Below are 16,439 nucleotides of genomic sequence, written 5' to 3'. Positions count from 1 at the left end.
GGCACCGCCGGCGCCCGGGCCGACCGCGGACTCCCGGTCCGGCGCGTCCGCCTGGGCGGGCACGAACGGGCGGGCGGACTCCGTGGCCGCGGCCGGCGCCGCTGCCGCTGCCGCTGCCGATGCCGGTGCCGGTGCCGGGCCGAAGACGCGCGGGTCGTCGCGTGTCTGGAAGTCACGGTCCGAGGAGGTCAGCACGGTCCGCACGGCGCTGTCCCGCGCGGCCTCGCGCAGGTACGCGGTCCACGCGCCGCCGTCGCAGACCAGCGCGGCGGCCCCCGAGTCGCGGAGGATGTGCCCGACCTCGCCGGACTTGTACATGGGGTTGAGCGGGACGACGACGGCCCCGGCCTTCCATGCCGCGAGGACGGCCAGCACGAAGTGCGGGGTGTTCTGCAGCATGACCGCGACCCGGTCCCCGCGGCGGACGCCGCGCGCCGCGAGGTGGCCGGCGGCGGAGTCGGAGAGCGCGTCGGCCTCCGCGTAGCCGATCCGCCCGTCGAAGTAGGCGACGGCGGTGCGCTCGGGGGCCCGGGCGACGGCCTCGCGGAAGGCGTGCAGCACGGTGGGCGGCGGTACGACGGGCGCCCGCTGGGCCGCGGCGAGCAGCCCGAGCCACGGCTTGGCTGCGTACCGGGAGGCGGTCACCGGTTCTCCCATTTCCGCTGGAGGTGGTTCATGCCGCTCAACCAGCGGTCCGGCTCGGTGGCGCGAGCGGCGTAGAAATCGGCGACCTCGCGGTGCGGGAGGATCAAGAACCGGCCTTTCTCCATGCCGTGGAACAGCGCGTCCGCGACCGCTTCCGGCTCGATCGCGGTCGGCGCGAGGACGAGTTCGCCCGCCGAGCCCGCGGCGGTCAGCATGTCGGTGCGCACCCCTTGCGGGCAGATGGCGTGGACCTGGACCCCGCGGTGGCGGTAGGTCAGCGAGAGCCATTCGGCGAAGGCGAGCGCACCGTGCTTGGTGACACTGTACGGGGCCGCTCCGATCATGGTCAGGAGCCCGGCGGCCGAGACGGTGGACACGAAGCGGCCGCTCTCCCGCTCCAGCCAGTCCGGCAGCAGCAGTCTGGCGGCGCGGACGTGGGCCATGACGTTGGTGTCCCACGCCGCTTCCCAGACGGCCTCGTCGGCGAAGGCGTCGCCGCCCGAGGCGAGTCCGGCGTTGGCGCAGTAGACGTCGACCGTCCCACCGAGGGCCTCGCGGGCCTCGGCCACGATCGCCGAGGCGTCGCCCGGCACCGGGATCGCGCGGGCCCCGATGGCGGCCGCCACCGCGGCGGCCTTGGCCGGGTCGAGGTCGTTGACCACCACCGTGGCGCCCTCGGCCGCGAAGCGGTGGGCGAGGGCGGCGCCGATGCCGCCGCCCGCGCCGGTGACGACGACTCGCTGGTCCTGGTACGCGCTCACGGGGTCCACCTCTCGTGCGGCCGGATGCCGGATGGCGGGCAGACTAACCGGTCGGTATGTCAGGAGGAAAGGGGCGCGGCCCCTAGCGTGGCCGCATGACACTGTCGCGACGCGGGGTGCTGGGGCTGGCGGGGGCCATCGGATCGGCCGGCGCACTGGGAGCGGGCGGAGCGGCCGGAGCGGGCGGGACCCGGCCGGCCGGCGGCACCGCGGCGAACGGGGCGGGCGGGGCGGGCGGAGCCACCGCGGCGGGCGGCCGGGTGCGTACCGGGTTCGAGCGGCTCGCCGCGGACGGGTACGCCGTACTGGCCGGACAGAAGGTCGGCGTGGTCACCAACCCCACCGGGATCACCGCCGACGCCCGGCACTTGGTCGACGTGCTGCACGCGGACGAACGCGTCGACCTGGTGGCGGTGTTCGGGCCCGAGCACGGCTTCCGCGGGACCGCGCAGGCCGGTGACTCGGAGGGGGCCTCCCGGGACCCGGCGACCGGGCTGCCGGTGTACGACACGTACGGCAAGAGCGGGCAGAAGCTCGCGGACGTGTTCACGACGGCCGGGATCGACACCGTCGTCTTCGACATCCAGGACGTCGGGGCGCGCTTCTACACCTACATCTGGACCCTCTACGACTGCATGCGCGCGGCCGCGCTCGCCGGCAAGGCGGTGGTGGTGCTGGACCGGCCCAATCCGGTGGGCGGCCGGCGGGCCGCGGGGCCCGTGCTGGAGCGGCCGTACGCGAGCTTCGTCGGCCGGGAGCCGATCGCGCTGGCGCACGGGATGACGGCGGCCGAACTGGCCCGGCTCTTCAACGGCGAGTTCCTGACGGACCGACCGGTCGAGCTGCGGACGGTGGCGATGTCCGGGTGGCGCCGGGAGTCGTTCTTCGGGGAGACCGGGCTGCCCTGGGTGCCGCCGAGCCCGAACATGCCGACCCCGGACACGGCCCTCGCGTACGCCGGTACCTGCCTGTTCGAGGGGACGAACCTCTCCGAGGGGCGCGGGACGACCACCCCCTTCGAGGTGATCGGCGCGGAGGGGATCGACCGGCGGTGGGCGGAGGCGGCGAACGGGCTCGGGCTGGCGGGGGTGTGGTTCCGGGAGGCGTACTTCACTCCGACCTTCTCCAAGCACGTGGGGAAGGTGTGCGGCGGGGTCCGGCTGCTCGTGCACGACCGGGAGGCCTTCGACCCGGTACGGGCCGGGATCGGACTGTTGATCACGGCGCGCCGGGTGTGGAGCGGCTTCGGCTGGCGCGCGGACCACTGGATCGACCGGCTGACCGGCTCGGACCGGGTGCGGACGCTGGTGGACGCGGGGGCGGACGTGGACGAGGTCGCGGGCGACTGGGCGGCCGGGCTGGCGCGTTTCGGGGCGGTGCGCGAGGAGTACCTGCTGTATCCGTGATCCGACCGCGTCGGGGGGCTGGCCGGGCGGGCGCCGCAGCAGGATGCTGACTGCACCGGAGGCACGGCGTGAAGGGGGGCGTCATGGCGAACGTCGATGGCGGATTCGGATTCGGGGTCGGGACCGGGGTAGGGGTCGGGGTCCGGCCGTACGCGGAGCTGACCTTCGACTCCGAAGGGGACGTCGACCGGGTCACGCAGGGCGCGGTGTCCCGCATGGAGGCGACCGACCTGCTGGTCTTCGCCCACGGCTGGAACAGCGACCGGTCGACGGCGACGCGCCTCTACGACCGGTTCTTCGCACCCTTCGAGGGGCTGGTGGGGTCGGGGGTGCGTCTGGGCTACGTGGGTGTCGTATGGCCCGCGATGCGGTTCTCCGACGAGCCGATACCGGACTTCGACACCCTCGGCGCCCTCGCGGAACCGGACCTCGGCGGCGCGCTGGACCCGCTCACCCGCCGGGCGCTCGGGGAGTTCTGGCCGGAGCGGCGGGCGGAGCTGGACCGGGTGGCGGAACTGCTGGCGGAGCGGCCGGACTCGGCGGCCGCGTTCATCGAATTCGGCGCCCTGGTACGCGAGTTGGCGGGCGTGGACGCGGTCCCCGCGCTGGTCGCGCCGTCGGTACCCGCGATCTTCACGGACGATGTGCTGGAAGTGTGCCGGGCCCTTACCGTCGCCCTGGCCAGGGCGGGCGCGCCGGGTACGGGCGCGCCCGGTACGACACCGCCGGCGGCCGCGGCGGGCCCCGCGGGTCCGGGTCTCACGGTCGGCGGCGGGCTGCGCGGCCTGTGGGACGGCGCCAAAGAACTGCTACGACAGGCCGCGTACTACAAGATGAAGAAGCGGGCGGGCGTGGTCGGCGAGCGCGGCCTCGGCCCCGTACTGGCCCAGTTGGCGGCCGCGCGCCCGGCGCTGCGGTTCCATCTGATCGGACACAGCTTCGGAGCGCGCGTCGTCTCCTTCTCCCTGCGCGCGGTGCCGGACCGGGCCCGCTACGTGAAATCCGTGACCCTGCTCCAAGGGGCCTTCTCCCACTACGCGTTCGCCGACCGACTGCCGCACGACAAGGGCACCGGCGGCGCCCTGCGCGGCCTCCAGCGCCGGGTCGACGGGCCGGTGGTCGCCTGCCACTCCCCCTACGACTCCGCCCTCAAGATCTTCTACCCGCTGGCCTCCCGGATGGCAGGGGATTCGGCCGGACTGTTGGGTTTCGACGAGCGCTGGGGCGCCATCGGGCACGACGGGGTCCAGGCGGTTCCGGGCGCGCCCCGGCTGACCCTCGACACGGCCCTGCGCGAGGGGGTCCCCACGACCGGTTGCGTCAGTGTGGACGCGGGCTCCGTGGTGCGGCGCGGCGGTGCCCCGTCGGGGGCGCACAGCGACATCTGCCACGAGGAGCTTGCCCGGCTGGTGGTGGACGCGGGGCGCATGGGGCGCTGACTTCTGGCCATGTGCCACCCGCACGCCTCGACCGCCCCCGCATGCGCCCGCCTCCGACCGGGCATGTTGGGCACATCGGCGGAGGTGATGGTGTGATGGCGGGTTTCCGGAGTCTGGCCTACCAGGTGCGCGACGCGCGCAATGACCGGGCCTTGCGGCGCCATTCCCTGCGCCGCTGCCTGGAGCGGTTCGCGCCCTACGGGCACCGGGCCACGTGGTGGCACCTGTGCGACCGGCACGGGATCGCCCCGGAGGACCGGGGGGCCGATCCGCTGCGGCTGGTCGCCGCGCTGGAGGAGCTGGAGGACGCGCGGGCGGTCTGGCTGGAGTACGAGCGCCAGTTCGCGGAACGCCGGCGGCGGGAGAAGCACCACGGGCTGCGCCGGCCGGAGTGGGCCTGGGGCGGGAGCGGGGACGCGGTGGTGCGGTGCGCGGATCCGGGGGTTCGGCCGGAGGGGGCGCTGGGCGAGGTGCTACGGCGGCTGGTGCGGGCGCTGGAGTCGGCGCCGGGGACGGTGTGCCCGGTGTGCGGGGACACCGAACTGCACTGGCCTGAGGTGGCTCCGGTCGGCCCCTGGGCGGGTGCGCCGGCCTGGGACGGGCCGGTGTGCGCGGGCTGCGGGATCATGGTGCCCAGACCGGCCCTGGTGGACACCCCGATGCTGCTGGACACCCCGGCGGCGGGAGCCGCGTGAAGGTGCCGGGGCCGCTGTCCGTGTCGTTGCCGGTGTCGTCGCCGGTGTCGTTGTGCGTGTCGTTGAACGGCTCGCGGAGTGCCGCGGACGGCCCGGCCGTGCCGCTGTCGCCGGAGGCGCTGGCGGAGTCGGCGCTCGCGGCCGTCGCCGCCGGGGCCGGGGAGGTGCTGGTGCATCCGCGGACGCCGTGCGGGCGGGAGAGCCTCTCCCCGCGGGTGGTCGGGCCGGTGCTGGAGGTGCTGCGGCGCGCAGGGGTCGGCGCAGCGCTGTCGGTACCGGTGTCGATCGCGGCGGAGCCCGATCCCGCGGGGCGGCGGGCGCGGGTGGCCTCGTGGAGGGTGCTGCCGGACCGGGCCGCAGTGCACTTCGGGCAGCCGGGGGCCGCGGAGCTGGCGCAGGCCCTGCTGGCGCGGGGGGTCGCGGTGGACGCGGTGGTACCGCTGGGCGGGGCGGCCGGGCCGGAGCCGCTGGCCCGGTTCCTGGCCTGGCCGGTGCGCGAGCCCGGGCGGGTGCGGCTCTCGGCCGAGCCGGCCGCGGCCGATCCGGCCCTGGTGGCGGGGCTGCGGGCGCTGCCGCCCGTACCAGTGCTGCTGTACGGGCGGGACGCGGCCGCCTGGCCGGTGCTGCGGCTGGCCGCGCGGTGCGGCACCGGCGTACGGACCGGCGTAGGCGATGTGACGCACCTGCCCGACGGGCGTCCGGCGCGGTCGAACGCCGAACTGGTGGCGGCGGCCCGGGACATGGTGGCGCGGGCGGTGGCTACAGCCGCGAGCCGGTGAGCCGCTCGCCGAAGGCGTCGTCCGGGTTGGACAGCGCGCAGGTCTCCATCGACAGGCAGCCGCAGCCGATGCAGTCCGTCAGGTGATCGCGGAGCCGGCCGAGGCGGGTGATGCGTTCGTCGAGTTCGGCGCGCCAGGCCTCGGAGAGGCGGGCCCAGTCCTCGCGGTTGGGGGTGCGCTCCTCGGGGAGCTGCGCCAGCGCCTCGCGAATGCTGGCCAACGGGATACCCACGCGCTGTGCGGCGCGTACGAAGGCCACCCGGCGCAGCGCGTCACGCGTGAAGCGGCGCTGGTTGCCGGAGGTGCGGCGGCTGCTGATCAGGCCCTTGGCCTCGTAGAAGTGGAGCGCGGAGACGGCCGCGCCGCTGCGGGCGGACAGCTGGCCGACGGTGAGTTCGTGGATTTTCTCGGGAATCTGCGGCACCCGGCCGAGCGTAGTCGGAGGTCCGTTGACATACACATACGCCCCCCAGCATGCTGAGCAAGCGCTTATTCGTTCGTCCGTCAGTCGTCCGCGAGAGACAGGAACAGGGCATGGCCGAGCCGAGGGTCTTCACGTCCGCCGAGGAGCTGCACGCCGGGATCGGCGAACCGCTCGGGCCCAGCGCGTGGCTGGAGGTGGACCAGAAGCGGATCGACCTCTTCGCGGACGCCACCGGCGATCACCAGTGGATCCACGTGGACCCGGAGCGCGCGGCGGGCGGACCCTTCGGTTCCACCATCGCGCACGGCTATCTGACGCTGTCCCTGCTGCCCAGTCTGGTGCCGCAGATCATGCGGGTCGAGGGCATGCGGATGGGCCTCAACTACGGGACGAACAAGGTCCGTTTCCCCGCGCCGGTGCCGGTCGGTTCGCTGCTCCGCGCCACCGCCGTGATCACGGAGGTCACGGAGGCGGGTGGCGGCGTACAGGTCACGGCCACCGTCACGGTCGAGCGCGAGGGCGGCGAGAAGCCGGTGTGCGTGGCGGAGTCGGTGTCGCGCTACTACTTCTGAGGGCCACCGCTGGGGGCCGGGCTACTTCTGCGGGCCCGGCCGGGCGGCCACCATGCGGAGCACGAGGTCGGCGTAGAGCCCGCCGACCTCGTCGGGCGTGCGCTGCCCGGCCGCGTTGAACCAGCGGGCCACGTCGATGCACAGCGACAGCACGGCGAGCGTGGTGCCCGGCACGTCGGGGACGTCGAACTCCCCCGCGGCCACCCCGTCGGCGATGATGCGGCGCACGGCCGCGTCGCTCTGCCGGCGCAGGTCCACGATCTCGGAGCGGTGCTCCGGCGCGAGAGCGTCGAGCTCGTACTGGACCACGCGCGCGGTGGTGTGGTGCGCCGCGTGCCAGCGCACGAAGGACCGTACGGCGGCGTCGAGCCGGTCGGCGGCGCTGCCGGGGCCGTCGGCGGCGGTGGTCAGGATCTCCAGCGCCTTGTCGTGACCGATCCGGCTGATCCGCTGGAGCAGCTCTTCCTTGGTCTTGTAGTGGATGTAGAGCGCGGCCGGGCTCATACCGGCACGGCCCGCGATGTCACGCGTGGTGGTGGCGTGGTACCCGCGCTCGGCGAAGGCGTCGACGGCGGCGACGAGCAGCCGCCGCGCGGCGTCGGGGGTGACCTCGGACCACGGCCGGTAGCCGTCGACCGTATCCTCCGCGCTGCCCATCGCTCACTCACCCTTCACCGTGTGGAAGTGACCACCTTACCGGAGGGTGAGCAAGCGCTTAGCGATGTCGGGCCGGCGGCCGGGCCCGGCGTGCGACTACTTCGGCGCGAAGGGGTCGTACTCGGCCATCATCTTCTCCATCCTGGCCTGATCCACCCGGCTGACGATCTGCGTGACCTCCTGGCGGTCGCGGATCACCTTGGCGAGGGTGAAGGCCGAGGTGGTGAGGTAGAGGACGGCGATGCCGAGGAAGGCCCGGACCCAGCCGTTCGTCTCCAGGTTGTAGATCCCCACGGCCACGGCGCCGATGGCGATACCGAAGGAGGCGACGGCCTGGCCGTAGTACGCCCCCGTGCTCTGCTGCTTGACCGGTGTCTCGTTCATGGTTCGAGGATCGGGCGGACCGAGGGCGCGCACATCCGCACGCGTACTCATGCCGGTACTCAGTCGCCCGCGGACGGCCCGCGCCTCGGACGGCCTCGGACGGCCTCCGGCGGCCTCGGAAGGACACAGGACCCGCCTCAGAAGGCGGAAACCCCGGTGCGGGCACGGCCGATGAGCAGTTTCTGGATCTGGCTGGTGCCCTCGTACAGGGTCATCACGCGGGCGTCGCGCAGCAGTTTGCCGGCCGGGTACTCGTCGATGTAGCCGTACCCGCCGTGCACCTGCAGAGCGTTGCTCGCGGCGCGCACGGCGGCCTCGGAGGCGAAGAGCTTGGCGGTGGAGGACTCGGTGGCGAAGGGCTGCCCGCGGTCGATGAGGTCGGCGACCCGCCAGGTCAGCAGCCGGGCCGCGTCCACGTCGACCGAGATGTCGGCGATGAGCTCCTGGACCAGCTGGTGGTGGGCTATCGGCCGGCCGAACTGCTCGCGCTGGGCGGCGTACGAGACGGCCGCGTCCAGGGCCGCCTGCGCGATGCCGACGCAGCCGGCGGCGACGGACATCCGGCCCTTGGCGAGGGCGGACATGGCGACCGAGAAGCCCTTGCCCTCGGGGCCGAGCATGGCGGAGGCGGGCACGCGGACGCCGTCGAGGACGAGCTCGGCGGTGGCCTGACCGCGCAGGCCGAGTTTGCCGTGGATCTCGCGGCGGGTCAGGCCCGGGGTGTCGGTGGGGACGAGGAAGGCGGAGACCCCGCGGTGGCCGGGCTCGTCACCGGTGCGGGCGAAGAGCAGCACCACGTCGGCCCAGGTGCCGTTGGTGATGAACATCTTGCTGCCGTCCAGGACGTACGCGTCCCCGTCGCGCACGGCGCGGGTGGTGAGGTTGCCGGCGTCGGAGCCGGTGCCGGGCTCGGTCAGCCCGAAGCAGCCGAGCGCGTCGCCGGAGCACAGGCGGGGCAGCCAGGCGCGCTTCTGGTCCTCGGTGCCCCAGGCGGCGATGGTCTTGGCGACCAGGCCGAGAGAGACGGAGACGATCCCGCGCACGGCCGAGTCGCCGCGTCCGAGCTCCTCGGTGACCAGGACGTAGGCGAGGTGGTCGCCGCCGGAGCCGCCGTACTCCTCGGGGACGGTCAGGCCGAGGAAGCCGAGCGCGCCCAGCTTCTTCACGATGGCCCGGTCCACGCTCTCGGCTCGGTCCCACTCGGCGGCGTACGGGACGACCTCGCGTTCGGTGAACTCGCGGGCGAGCCTGCGGACAGCGGTCTGCTCCTCGCTCAGCTCCAGATTCACCGGGCACCTCCGGGGCGGGATCGGCGCCTTTAACTAGCACCGGTAGTTTATGGCGGGCAGGCCCTACTATGTGGCGCATGGCCAGACCGCGCAAGCCCCTCCTCAGCCGGGACCGCATCATCGAGACGGCCGGCGCCCTGGTGGACGCGGAGGGGCTGGAGGCGGTGTCGACGCGCCGGCTGGCCGCCGCGCTCGGGGTCAGTGGGCCCTCGCTCTACAACCACTTCCGTACCAAGGACGAGATCCTGGACGCGGTGGCGGACGCGGTGAGCGCGCGGGTGGACCTGTCGATGTTCGACGGCGACCAGGACTGGCGGGCGGCCCTGCACGCGTGGGCGCACTCGTACCGGGACGCGCTGGCGGACCATCCCAACATCGTGCCGGTCCTGGCGCGCGGGCCGGGCCGTCGACCGGCCGGGCTGCGGCTGGCGGACGCGGTGTTCGGGGCGATGACGGCGGCCGGCTGGCCGGCGGCGCACGCGACCCGGATCGGCGCGCTGATGCGGTACTTCATCCTGGGCTCGGCGGTCGCCTCCTTCGCCGGGGGCTTCGTGGACGACCGCGCGGCGTACGACCCGGCGGACTACCCGCACCTCGGCCAGGCCCACCTGCTGGCGGAGCGCGGGCGCGAGGTGGACGAGGGCGCCTTCGAGACGGGCCTGGCGGCGCTGCTCGACGGACTGGCCCTCCAGTACGAGGCGCTGCCCGCCTCCTGAACGGTCCTCCGGTGAGCCGGCGGTGAGCGCGCGGTGAGCCGCCGCGCGGTGTCCTACGGCTGGAAGACGACCAGCGAGCGGCCGCCCTTGCCGGCGAGCATCGCGTCGAAGGCGGCCGGAATGCCGTCGAGGGTGATGCGGTCGGTGACCAGGGATCCGAGGTCGAGGCGGCCCGCGCGGACGTGCTCGGCGATCACCGGGAGGTCGCGGGCCGGGTCGCTGTTGCCGTAGACGCAGCCGGTGAGGGTGCGGGCGAAGTGGAAGATCTCCATGGAGTGGAAGGTGACCTTCTGCTCCTTGCCACCGATGCCGACGACCGTGGTGCGGCCGCCGCGCCGGGTCGACTCCCAGGCGCCCCGGATGGTCTCGGCCCGGCCGACGCACTCGACGGCGACGTCGACGCCCTGCCCGCCGGTCAGCGCGCGGATCTGCTTGGCGGTGGTGTCGGAGGCGAGGACGAACTCGGTGGCCCCGGCCGCCCGGGCCAGTTCCTCCTTGGCCGGGGACACGTCGACGGCGATGACCGGGCCCGCCTGGGCGATCCGGGCGGCCTGGAGGGCGACCAGGCCGACCCCGCCGACTCCGAAGACGGCCACCGACTCGCCCGGACGGACCTGGGCGCTGTGGTGGACCGCCCCGTAGCCGGTGAGGACGGCGCAGCCGAGCAGGGCCGCCTCGGCGAGCGGGATCCCGGCCGGGGCCGGCAGGACGCAGTTGGCCGCGACGACGGTCTCCTCGGCGAAGGCGGCCACGTTCAGCCCGGGGTGCAGTGCGGTGCCCTGCGCGTCGTGCGCGTGGACGGCCCCGACCCCGGTGAGCGCGGTGGCACAGAGCCAGACCTCGCCGATGGTGCAGTGGTGGCACTCCCCGCAGGACGGAGCCCAGTTGAGGACCACGCCGTCACCGGGGGCGACGTGGGTGACGCCCTCCCCGACCGCGAGGACCGTGCCCGCGCCCTCGTGGCCGAGGACGGCGGGCACGGGGATCCGCATGGTGCCGTTGGTGAGGGAGAGGTCGGAGTGACACACCCCGGCTGCGGCGAGCCGCACCCGGACCTGCCCGGGGCCGGGATCCGGCAGCACGATGTCCCGTATCTCCAGCGGGGCTCCGACGGCGGGCAGGACTGCGGCGCGGACCATGGTCGTCATCTCGTCTTTCCGGTGCGGGGCGGGTGCCGTGGCTACGGCGCGTACGGGGCGTAGGCGCGTACGGCTGGGGCGGCAGGTCGGGCGGGTCCTGCCGGTCCGGAGGACCGTCGGGCAGGGACGGTCAGGGGATCAGAACTGCAGGGACTTGGTCTGGAGGTACTCCGCCAGGCCGTGCGCGCCCAGCTCACGGCCGACGCCCGACTGCTTGTAGCCGCCGAAGGGCGCGAGCACGTTGAAGCGGCCGCCGTTGATGTCCACCTGCCCGGTGTCCATACGGCGCGCGAAGGCCACGGCCGTCGCCTCGTCGGCGGCCCAGACGGCGCCGCCCAGGCCGTAGACGGTGCCGTTGGCGATGCGGAGGGCCTCCTCCTCGTCCTCGTAGCGCAGGATCGACAACACCGGGCCGAAGATCTCCTCCTGGGCGATCGTCATGTCGGGGGTGACGTCGGCGAACACCGTCGGCGCCACGAAGTACCCCTGCTCCAGCGGCGCGTCGGGCCCGCCGGCGACGAGGCGCGCGCCTTCCTCCACGCCCTTGGTGATGAAACCGCGGACGCGCTCGTGCTGCTTGGCGTTGACGACCGGGCCGACGCGGACGCCGGCCTCGCGGGGGTCGCCGGTGGGATAGTCGGCGACGGCGGCGGCCGCGAGCGAAACGGCCTCCTCGTAGTGGTCCCGGTGGACGAGCATCCGGGTGAGCGCGTTGCAGCTCTGGCCGCTGTTGTTCATGACGTGCCCGACGCCTGCCGCGACGGCCTTGACCAGGTCGGCCCCGGGCAGGATGACATTGGCCGATTTGCCACCCAGTTCGAGCGCGACCCGCTTGACGGCGGCGCCGGCGGTCGCGCCGATCTGCTTGCCGACCGCGGTCGAGCCGGTGAAGGAGACGAGGTCGACTCCCTCGTGCGCGGCCAGGGCCTGGCCGGCGACCGGACCGGTACCGGTCACCAGGTTGAAGACTCCGGCCGGGATGCCCGCCTCGTGCACGGCTTCGGCGAAGAGCTGTGCGGTCAGCGGGGTGTCCTCGGCCGGCTTGAGGACGAGGGTGCAGCCGGCGGCGAGAGCGGGCGCCACCTTTGCAACGACCTGGTGCAGCGGATAGTTCCAAGGCGTGATGGCCGCCACCACCCCGATCGGCTCCAGCAGCACGGTGGAGTTCCCGACCCGCTCCTCGAAGGCGTACGAGGAGGCGAGTTCGGCGTAGGAGGAGGCCACGGCGATCGGCGCTCCGACGTGGACCGCCTTGGAGAAGCCGAGCGGGGACCCGAGCTCGGCGGTGATCGTCTCGGTCAGCTCGCCGGTGCGGGCCAGCAGTGCGTCGCGGAGCGCCCCGATCAGGGCGGCCCGCTCGGCCGGGGCGGTGGCCGCCCAGCCGGGGAGGGCCGCACGGGCCGCGCGTACGGCCGCGTCCACATCCTCCTCGGTGCCGGCCGGGACCTGGGCGATGACCTGGCCGTCGGCCGGGTTCACGACCTCGATCAGATCGCTGCCGACGGCGGGCCGCCACGCGCCGTCGATGTACATCCCGTCGTGGGCCTTCATGGCATTCCTCCCGAGCACGCACGAGCGCGTAGATCCGACCTGGCGAACACCCTACAAACTAGCGTCGGTAGTTTTTGCCGGCCAGAGGGCGCCGGATGTCAGATGATGCCGAAAAGCATCCCTGCCGCGAGGACCACGAGGGAGGTCAGGGCCGCCCATTTCACGGTGAATCGGGTGTGGTCGCCGAACTCCACCTTGGCCATGCCGACGAGGACGTACACGGCCGGAACCAGCGGGCTCGACATGTGCAGTGCCTGGCCGACGAGAGAGGCGCGGGCGATCTCGAGCGGGGAGACTCCGTGGGCGGCGCCGGCCTCGGCCAGGACGGGCAGGACGCCGAAGTAGAAGCCGTCGTTCGACATGAAATAGGTGAGCGGCAGGCTGAGCAGTCCGGTGACCAGGGCCATGTGCGGGCCCATGCCCTCGGGGATGGCACCGACGAGCCAGTCGGCCATGTGCTTGACCATGCCGGTGCCGGTGAGGACCCCGGTGAAGACGGCGGCGGCGAAGACCATGCCCGCGACGTTCAGGACGTTGTCGGCGTGGGCGGCGATCCGCGCCTTCTGGTCGGGCATGTGCGGGAAGTTGACGGTGAGGGCGAGGGCGGCGCCCAGCAGGAACAGCACCGGGATGGGCAGCAGCTCCATGATCATCGCGGTGAGGAGGGCGACGGTGAGGCCTGCGTTGAACCAGTACAGGCGGGGGCGCAGGGTGGGCCGGTGCGGGTCCAGGCCCTGGAAGCCGTCCTCGGGGGTGGCGGCGTCACCGCCCCCGTGCGCGGCGGAGGCCGAAGCGGCGGCGGAGGCGGGGCCCGCGGCGGAACCGGCGCCGCCTTCACCGGAGGCAGAGGCAGAGGTGGAGGTGGGGACAGGGACAGGGACAGAGGCGCCGGACGCACCGGGGGCGGCCGGGACCAGCTCCTCCTCGGCGACCTCCCGCTCCACCTGGCCGGGCAGCACCAGCGTGCCGACCCGGCGGCGTTCCTTCACACCGAGGACGTACGCCAGGACGAACACGAAGAGCAGGCCCACCGCGAGCGCCGGAATCATCGGGACGAAGATGTCGGCGGCGTCGAGCTTGAGGGCGGTGGCGGCGCGGGCCGTCGGTCCGCCCCAGGGGAGGGTGTTCATGACTCCGTTGGCCGTGGCCGCGACGCCCGTCATCACCACCAGGCTCAGGCCGAGCCGCTTGTAGAGGGGGTACATGGCCGAGACGGTGATCATGAAGGTGGTCGATCCGTCACCGTCGAGCGAGACGATCGCGGCGAGGACGGCGGTACCGACCACCACGCGCATCGGGTCCGCCTTGCAGAAGCGCAGGATGCCGCGGACGATCGGGTCGAAGAGGCCGACATCGATCATCACGCCGAAGTAGACGATGGCGAACATCAGCATGGCGGCGGTCGGCGCGAGCTTGCCGACGCCGTCGATGACGTAGTCGCCGAGGTGTGCGCCCTTCCCTGCGAACACGCAGAAGAGCGCCGGGATGAGGACGAGGGCCGCGATGGGCGACATTTTCTTCATCATGATCAGGACCAGGAACGTCGCGATCATGGCGAAGCCGAGGAAGGTCAGCATGTGGGGAAGGTAGGTGCCCCCTCCTTGCGCCAACAAGACGTCCACGCGTGAGCAATACGAGCAAAACCCCAGCTCAGGGCAGGGGCGTGAGCTCGACGGGGAAGCCGTTGAGCACCGCCGTGCCGGACAGCCGGTCCATGCGGGTGCCGTCGAGCAGCTGGTTGACGTTCGCGCCGGGTACCGCGGCGGCCACCGACAGTCGGGAGCCGGCCCGGTCGTGGCCCCAGCCGTGCGGAAGGCTCACCACGCCACTGCGGATGGCGTCGGTGACCTCGACGGGCACCTCCAGGCTCCCGCCGTCGGCGGTGATCCTGGCCTGCCCTCCGTCGACGAGGCCGAGCCGATCCGCGTCCTGCGGATGGACCTGAAGGGTGCAGCGGTTGGAACCTCCGGTGAGGGCCGGAACGTTGTGCAACCAGCTGTTGTTGGACCGCAGGTGGCGGCGGCCCACGAGCACCAGGGCGGCGGGGCGGTCGGCGAGCGCCGCGCGCAGCCTGGGGAGTTCGTCCGCGATCGGGTCCGGGAGCAGCTCGATCCTGCCACTGCGGGTCTTCAGCACGCCCGGAAGCCGCGGCTGCAGCGGACCGAGGTCGATGCCGTGCGGCGCCTGCCGTAGATCGTCGAGTGTCAGGTCGTACGGGCCCGTGCGCAGCATCAGGTCGAGGCGCCGCTCAGGTCCGGTGCCGCCGGCCAGCAGGCGGGCCGGCTCCTGCGGGTCGCGGCCGTGGAGCGGTGAGTGGGGATCGGTGACGGCGCGGGCCAGGCTGTCGGCGATGACGCGCTCGTCGACCGCCTCCGGCGGCGCTCCGTGCAGCCCGGAGACCGCGAGGATCAGGCGCGCGTGGATCTCGCACTCGTCCATGAGCCCGTCCGCCAACGGGAGGGCGGCGGGCGAGTAGCGGGCCTGGTTGCGTACGGCGAACCCGTTGAACGCGAAGTCGAAGTGCGCGCTCTGCGAGGGCGGCGGCGGTGGCAGGACGACGTGGGCGTGGCGTGAGGTCTCGTTCAGGTAGGGGTCGACCGAGACCATGAAGTCCAGCCCGGCCAGCGCCCGGTCCAGCCGGTCGCCGTCGGGTGCGGACAGGACCGGGTTGGCGGCGATGGCCAGCAGGATCCGGATCCGCCCGTCGCCCCGGGTCTCGATCTCCTCGGCGAGCGCGGCCATCGGCAGCTCGCCCTTGACCTCCGGGTGGCCGGCGACCCGACTCGACCAGCGGCCGAGCGTGAACCCCTTGCCCGGGCCCGCGGGGCGCGCCGCGGGAGCCGTGGCGGAGAGCGGGAAGAGTGCTCCGCCCGGCCGGTCGAGGTTGCCGGTGAGGACGTTCAGTACGTCGACGAGCCAGCTCGCGAGCGTGCCGAACTCGACGGTGCAGCTGCCGATCCGGGCGTAGACGGCGGCGGTGGGTGCGGCCGCGAGTTCGCGGGCCAGGGTGCGGATCTCGGCAGCGGGAAGGTCGCATGCGGGTGCGACGGCCTCAGGAGTGAAACTCCCGAGTGCGGCGCCGAGTTCCCCGATGCCGTCGCAGTGTTCCTCCAGCGCGCCGGGGTCGGCGAGCTTCTCCTCGATCAGGGTGTGCGCGAGGGCGGCGAGCAGCAGCGCGTCAGTGCCGGGGCGCGGCGCGAGGTGGCGGTCGGCGAGCGCGGCCGTGCGCGTACGGCGCGGGTCGACGACGACCAGGGTGCCGCCGCGGGCGCGCAGGGCCTTGAGCCGGCCCGGGAAGTCGGGGGCGGTGCACAGGGAGCCGTTGGACTCGACCGGGTTCGCGCCCAGGAGCAGCAGGAAGTCGGTCCGGTCGAGGTCGGGGACCGGGATGGCGAAGGGGTCGCCGAAGAGCAGTCCGCTGGACACGTGCTTCGGCATCTGGTCGAGGGTGCTGGCGGTGAAGAGGTTGCGGGTGCCGAGGCTCTTGAGGAGCAGCGGCGGGTAGAGGGCGCCGGCCATGGTGTGGACGTTCGGGTTGCCGAGGACGACGCCGACCGACTGGGGCCCGTACTCCTGGACCTGGGCGGGTACGGCAGCCGCGATGGCGTCGAAGGCCTCCTCCCACGTGGCCTCCCGCAATCGGCCGTCGCGGCGGACGAGGGGGCCCCGCAACCGGTCGGGGTCGGAGTCGAGCGCTCCGAACGCGGCTCCCTTGGGGCAGATGAATCCGCGGCTGAAGACGTCCTCGCGGTCACCGCGGGCTCCGGTGACCACGCCGTCCCCAAGGGTGAGGGTGAGGCCGCACGTGGCTTCGCAGAGGGGGCAGATACGCAGGGCGGTGCGGGACATGGGCCCTCCAGGGGCGGCGGTCTGCTGCACGGGCGCGGGCACGCGGAATACGTCGAGCATACCGACCGGTACGGATGGAGGGGAGGGGTGTGCGGGACGGATCGGTCGGCCGGGGACGGAGACGGCGGCGGAA

At 73.4% G+C, this 16,439-nt stretch carries 16 protein-coding genes; 6 read left to right on the top strand and 10 right to left on the bottom strand.

Going from position 1 to position 16,439, the window contains the following annotated elements; all coding sequences use genetic code 11:
• A partial coding sequence (locus AB8A24_RS36810; protein ID WP_369478671.1) for an AMP-binding protein occupies positions 1-645 on the bottom strand: 645 nt, incomplete at its 3' end.
• Positions 642-1,415, bottom strand: a complete 774-nt coding sequence (locus AB8A24_RS36805; RefSeq protein WP_369478670.1) for an SDR family oxidoreductase — start codon at positions 1,413-1,415, stop codon at positions 642-644. The genes AB8A24_RS36805 and AB8A24_RS36810, both read right to left, overlap by 4 nt.
• A gap of 86 nt (positions 1,416-1,501) precedes the next feature.
• Between AB8A24_RS36805 and AB8A24_RS36800 the strand changes: the two genes are divergently transcribed.
• From AB8A24_RS36800 to AB8A24_RS36785, 4 genes are all read left to right on the top strand, one after another.
• On the top strand, positions 1,502-2,812 hold the full coding sequence (locus AB8A24_RS36800) for an exo-beta-N-acetylmuramidase NamZ domain-containing protein (RefSeq protein WP_369478669.1): 1,311 nt from the start codon (positions 1,502-1,504) through the stop codon (positions 2,810-2,812).
• 83 nt (positions 2,813-2,895) lie between these two features.
• Entirely contained in the window at positions 2,896-4,251 is a 1,356-nt protein-coding gene (locus AB8A24_RS36795) for a serine-threonine protein kinase (protein WP_369478668.1), read from the top strand.
• Positions 4,252-4,346: 95 nt separating this feature from the next.
• Positions 4,347-4,946, top strand: a complete 600-nt coding sequence (locus tag AB8A24_RS36790) for a hypothetical protein (protein WP_328963942.1) — start codon at positions 4,347-4,349, stop codon at positions 4,944-4,946.
• On the top strand, positions 4,943-5,725 hold the full coding sequence (locus AB8A24_RS36785) for a 3-keto-5-aminohexanoate cleavage protein (RefSeq protein ID WP_369478667.1): 783 nt from the start codon (positions 4,943-4,945) through the stop codon (positions 5,723-5,725). Before AB8A24_RS36790 ends, AB8A24_RS36785 begins: the two co-directional genes overlap by 4 nt.
• Here AB8A24_RS36785 and soxR read toward each other — a convergent pair.
• Positions 5,706-6,149, bottom strand: a complete 444-nt coding sequence (gene soxR, locus AB8A24_RS36780) for a redox-sensitive transcriptional activator SoxR (protein ID WP_030723240.1) — start codon at positions 6,147-6,149, stop codon at positions 5,706-5,708. The two genes, AB8A24_RS36785 and soxR, sit on opposite strands and share 20 nt — an antisense overlap.
• A 110-nt stretch (positions 6,150-6,259) precedes the next feature.
• Between soxR and AB8A24_RS36775 the strand changes: the two genes are divergently transcribed.
• Positions 6,260-6,721 carry a MaoC family dehydratase gene (locus AB8A24_RS36775; protein WP_328963940.1) on the top strand — a complete coding sequence of 154 codons (462 nt, stop codon included), beginning with the start codon at positions 6,260-6,262 and terminating at the stop codon, positions 6,719-6,721.
• Positions 6,722-6,742: 21 nt separating this feature from the next.
• Here AB8A24_RS36775 and AB8A24_RS36770 read toward each other — a convergent pair whose 3' ends face one another.
• The 3 genes from AB8A24_RS36770 to AB8A24_RS36760 form a co-directional block, all read right to left on the bottom strand.
• Complete coding sequence (locus tag AB8A24_RS36770) at positions 6,743-7,378, bottom strand: TetR/AcrR family transcriptional regulator (RefSeq protein WP_328963939.1); 636 nt, start codon at positions 7,376-7,378, stop codon at positions 6,743-6,745.
• A gap of 96 nt (positions 7,379-7,474) precedes the next feature.
• The gene (locus tag AB8A24_RS36765) at positions 7,475-7,762 is read right to left on the bottom strand and encodes a YiaA/YiaB family inner membrane protein (protein ID WP_030723233.1); all 288 of its coding nucleotides are present in this window, start codon (positions 7,760-7,762) and stop codon (positions 7,475-7,477) included.
• 137 nt (positions 7,763-7,899) lie between these two features.
• Complete coding sequence (locus AB8A24_RS36760) at positions 7,900-9,051, bottom strand: acyl-CoA dehydrogenase family protein (protein WP_328963938.1); 1,152 nt, start codon at positions 9,049-9,051, stop codon at positions 7,900-7,902.
• 68 nt (positions 9,052-9,119) lie between these two features.
• Between AB8A24_RS36760 and AB8A24_RS36755 the strand changes: the two genes are divergently transcribed.
• Positions 9,120-9,767 (top strand): TetR/AcrR family transcriptional regulator C-terminal domain-containing protein, encoded by a 648-nt coding sequence (locus AB8A24_RS36755; RefSeq protein ID WP_328963937.1) that lies wholly within the window; start codon positions 9,120-9,122, stop codon positions 9,765-9,767.
• Between the two features lie 53 nt (positions 9,768-9,820).
• Here AB8A24_RS36755 and AB8A24_RS36750 read toward each other — a convergent pair whose 3' ends face one another.
• The 4 genes from AB8A24_RS36750 to AB8A24_RS36735 all read right to left on the bottom strand — a co-directional run bounded on the left by AB8A24_RS36750 (position 9,821) and on the right by AB8A24_RS36735 (position 16,306).
• Positions 9,821-10,906, bottom strand: a complete 1,086-nt coding sequence (locus tag AB8A24_RS36750; protein ID WP_328966045.1) for a Zn-dependent alcohol dehydrogenase — start codon at positions 10,904-10,906, stop codon at positions 9,821-9,823.
• A gap of 138 nt (positions 10,907-11,044) precedes the next feature.
• Positions 11,045-12,457 (bottom strand): aldehyde dehydrogenase family protein, encoded by a 1,413-nt coding sequence (locus AB8A24_RS36745; RefSeq protein ID WP_328963936.1) that lies wholly within the window; start codon positions 12,455-12,457, stop codon positions 11,045-11,047.
• 98 nt (positions 12,458-12,555) lie between these two features.
• Positions 12,556-14,034, bottom strand: coding sequence for a CitMHS family transporter (locus AB8A24_RS36740; RefSeq protein ID WP_369478666.1), 1,479 nt, complete (start codon positions 14,032-14,034; stop codon positions 12,556-12,558).
• A gap of 73 nt (positions 14,035-14,107) precedes the next feature.
• Entirely contained in the window at positions 14,108-16,306 is a 2,199-nt protein-coding gene (locus tag AB8A24_RS36735) for a molybdopterin oxidoreductase family protein (protein WP_328963934.1), read from the bottom strand.
• Between the last annotated feature and the right edge of the window lie 133 nt (positions 16,307-16,439).

The organism is Streptomyces sp. BF23-19 (assembly GCF_041106355.1).
GTDB classification, from domain to species: Bacteria; Actinomycetota; Actinomycetes; order Streptomycetales; family Streptomycetaceae; genus Streptomyces; species Streptomyces virginiae_A.
The sequence above is the reverse complement of the archived record's forward strand: the minus strand, read 5'-3'. Positions and strand labels throughout refer to the sequence as shown.

What these genes read in the sequence shown, in the direction of transcription:
- AB8A24_RS36755 (WP_328963937.1), top strand. Translation starts at nt 9,120, where the DNA reads ATGTGGCGCATGGCCAGACCGCGCAAGCCCCTCCTCAGCCGGGACCGC.
- AB8A24_RS36735 (WP_328963934.1), bottom strand. Translation starts at nt 16,306, where the DNA reads ATGTCCCGCACCGCCCTGCGTATCTGCCCCCTCTGCGAAGCCACGTGC.
- AB8A24_RS36745 (WP_328963936.1), bottom strand. Translation starts at nt 12,457, where the DNA reads ATGAAGGCCCACGACGGGATGTACATCGACGGCGCGTGGCGGCCCGCC.
- AB8A24_RS36770 (WP_328963939.1), bottom strand. Translation starts at nt 7,378, where the DNA reads ATGGGCAGCGCGGAGGATACGGTCGACGGCTACCGGCCGTGGTCCGAG.
- AB8A24_RS36790 (WP_328963942.1), top strand. Translation starts at nt 4,347, where the DNA reads ATGGCGGGTTTCCGGAGTCTGGCCTACCAGGTGCGCGACGCGCGCAAT.
- AB8A24_RS36795 (WP_369478668.1), top strand. Translation starts at nt 2,896, where the DNA reads ATGGCGAACGTCGATGGCGGATTCGGATTCGGGGTCGGGACCGGGGTA.
- AB8A24_RS36765 (WP_030723233.1), bottom strand. Translation starts at nt 7,762, where the DNA reads ATGAACGAGACACCGGTCAAGCAGCAGAGCACGGGGGCGTACTACGGC.
- AB8A24_RS36775 (WP_328963940.1), top strand. Translation starts at nt 6,260, where the DNA reads ATGGCCGAGCCGAGGGTCTTCACGTCCGCCGAGGAGCTGCACGCCGGG.
- AB8A24_RS36740 (WP_369478666.1), bottom strand. Translation starts at nt 14,034, where the DNA reads ATGCTGACCTTCCTCGGCTTCGCCATGATCGCGACGTTCCTGGTCCTG.
- AB8A24_RS36750 (WP_328966045.1), bottom strand. Translation starts at nt 10,906, where the DNA reads ATGGTCCGCGCCGCAGTCCTGCCCGCCGTCGGAGCCCCGCTGGAGATA.
- AB8A24_RS36800 (WP_369478669.1), top strand. Translation starts at nt 1,502, where the DNA reads ATGACACTGTCGCGACGCGGGGTGCTGGGGCTGGCGGGGGCCATCGGA.